A 2,551-nucleotide genomic window follows, 5' to 3' on the forward strand; every position below is an offset into this window, starting at 1 on the left:
GCAATTGCCCGTTATCGCCCAGTCAGTCAATGCCGACACTGCTCAGACGCCGGCACCTGCCAGCCAGGCAGGTAGGGCGGCATACATCGATTTCAAGCTGCAATCGTCGGGGCCGGGCAACGACGGCGCGAACCCGGGAGCCAAAAGCAAATGAAACAGTATTGGCAGCGCATTGCCTCCAAAGTCGATGCGCTTAGTTTGCGCGAACGGGCAATCATCTTCGCCATGGCGGCGCTTGTTCTCGTCGTACTGGTCAACACGGTATTGCTGGAGCCGCAATACGCGCGTCAGAAACAGCTGACGCAGCGTATCAAGCAGGAGCAGTCCGTCCTAGGAGGGGTGCAAGCGGAAGTCCGGCAAAAAGCCATGTCCTTGGAATCGGATCCGGATCGCGCCGCCAAGGCAAATCTGCTGCAATTGAAAGAGCAGTCCGCGCAACTTCGAACTGCACTGGGCGACCTGCAGAAGAGATTGGTTTCCCCTGATAAAATGGCGGCCCTTCTCGAGGATATTCTCAAGAAAAACAAGTCCCTGCAGCTAGTTTCGCTCAAGACGTTGCCGGCGTCATCACTCATCAGTGCAGTCTCCAACACCAATTCGACATCATCAGCGGTGAAGCAGGAAGTTGCCGCCACAGCCGCCGGCGCGAACGTGGTCGGGCAATCGATCGGCGGCTCCGTGTATAAGCACGGTGTCGAACTCGTCCTGCAAGGAACCTATCTCGACACGATGGATTACCTGTCTCAGCTGGAATCGATGCCTTGGCAGCTTTTCTGGAGCCAGGCCAACCTCCGCGTCGACGAATATCCGAAGACCACCCTGACCTTGACCCTGTTCACCTTAAGTCAAAACGCAAAATGGCTGAACCTGTGATGGATACTGTAAAAATTCTTCTCGTTCCACTGGGGTGCATGTTGCTTGCGGTTGCGCCGGTCGCCGCCTCCAGCGGATTGCCTGATCCGACACGGCCACCCTCGATCAATCACTCCTCCACCGGCGTGGATGCCTCCGGGCCGGTGCTGCAGTCGGTGTTGATCGCGCCGGGACGCAAGGAAGCAGTGATCAGTGGCCGGACGGTTAAGGTAGGACACCAGGTTGGTGAAGCACGGGTGGAAATGATTGCCGAGTCTGAAGTCGTACTACGAAACGGCAAGGACGTCCAAGTTCTGAAGCTTTTCCCAGGTATTGAAAAAAAGCCGGCAACTCGTCTGTCGAGTCCCAAACCCGCCGGCTGAACCAGAAAGATAAGGGAAACAGTGAAAAACATTACTTCTGCAATCGCGCTCCTCAGTCTGGTAGCGTGCGCCACGCAACCGAAACACGAAACGCGCGACCTGATCAATAGCGAACTGGCCAAGGCTGCCGCACCCAAACCGGCATCCGATCAATCCGCTGCGGTTGCGGCCGCGTTAGTACCGCCCCTGAACATCGAAATTCCGAAAGCACGTCAGCCGATGGAAGAGCGGTTTGGCGTCACGTTCAACAACGTGCCGGCAGCCCAGTTCTTCATGGGCATCGTATCGGGCACGCGCTACAGCATGCTGGTCCATCCCGAGGTGACAGGCACCATTTCTGTCAACCTCAAGGATGTCACGGTTCTTGAGGCGCTCGATGCCATCCGGGAGCTCTACGGATACGACTATTCCGTCGAAGGAACGCGTATCTATGTCAAACCTCTGACGATGCAAACTCGTGTATTCCAGGTGAATTACCTGACCGGCAGCCGCCGTGGCACTTCGGACATCCGGGTGAACTCCGGGGCGGTAGGCGACGTCATCAACCCGAATGCGGCTGCTAACAGCCCGAACAACGTGACATCGGTCACGCCGGGTTCGAACCAGAACCAGACAACACCGATATCAATCAGCAGCAGCAAGATCAACACGACATCGAATACCGACTTCTGGACCGAGCTCCGGGCTTCCCTGGAAGCGATCGTGGGAAACAAGGAAGGGCGCAGCATCGTGGTCAGCCCCCAGTCGGGCGTGGTCGTGGTGCGGGGCATGTGGGATGAATTGCGCAACGTCTCCGCGTACCTGAAAGCAACCCAGCTTTCCGTGGACCGGCAGGTCATCCTTGATGCAAAGATCCTCGAAGTCGAGCTCTTTGATGGCTACCAGCAGGGCATCAATTGGGCGTCTTTTGCCTCCTTCAATGCAAATTCAAATAACCGGGTGTCCGGAGGCTTCGTTGCTCCCGGTACCACGCTGACACCGATCCCGTTTGACGGCAGTGCATCCAGGCCGGTTACAGGAGGCGGGATCACCGCGACGCCGGGAACCGCATTGGGCGCTGCGGCCGATGCGGCGGGTTCGTTATTCGGTTTCGCGTTCCAAAGTCGAAATTTTGCAGCATTGATTTCGTTCCTTGAAACCCAGGGCGCGGTGCATGTGCTTTCCAGCCCGCGCATCGCGACGCTGAACAACCAGAAGGCAGTCCTCAAGGTCGGCAAGGATGAGTTCTACGTCACCAACGTAAGCACCACGACCACGGCAATCGGTACAACCAGCACCACCAGCCCGACCGTTACCGTGCAGCCGTTCTTCTCTGG

3 protein-coding genes are annotated in these 2,551 nt (G+C 57.4%); all 3 read left to right on the forward strand.

Features of this window, described 5'->3' with window-relative positions; translation table 11 throughout:
- Positions 1-225 precede the first annotated feature (225 nt).
- The gene (locus V7080_RS25160) at positions 226-873 is read left to right on the forward strand and encodes an MSHA biogenesis protein MshJ (RefSeq protein WP_334191113.1); all 648 of its coding nucleotides are present in this window, start codon (positions 226-228) and stop codon (positions 871-873) included.
- Positions 873-1,235, forward strand: a complete 363-nt coding sequence (locus tag V7080_RS25165; RefSeq protein ID WP_334191114.1) for an MSHA biogenesis protein MshK — start codon at positions 873-875, stop codon at positions 1,233-1,235. The genes V7080_RS25160 and V7080_RS25165 overlap by 1 nt, the downstream gene beginning before the upstream one ends.
- A gap of 21 nt (positions 1,236-1,256) precedes the next feature.
- A partial coding sequence (locus tag V7080_RS25170) for a secretin N-terminal domain-containing protein (RefSeq protein WP_334191115.1) occupies positions 1,257-2,551 on the forward strand: 1,295 nt, incomplete at its 3' end.

The organism is Noviherbaspirillum sp. (assembly GCF_036846085.1).
Classification (GTDB): domain Bacteria; phylum Pseudomonadota; class Gammaproteobacteria; order Burkholderiales; family Burkholderiaceae_D; genus Noviherbaspirillum.

Coding starts and splice junctions, on each gene's coding strand:
- V7080_RS25160 (WP_334191113.1), top strand. CDS start 226: ATGGCGGCGCTTGTTCTCGTCGTACTGGTCAACACGGTATTGCTGGAG.
- V7080_RS25165 (WP_334191114.1), top strand. CDS start 873: ATGGATACTGTAAAAATTCTTCTCGTTCCACTGGGGTGCATGTTGCTT.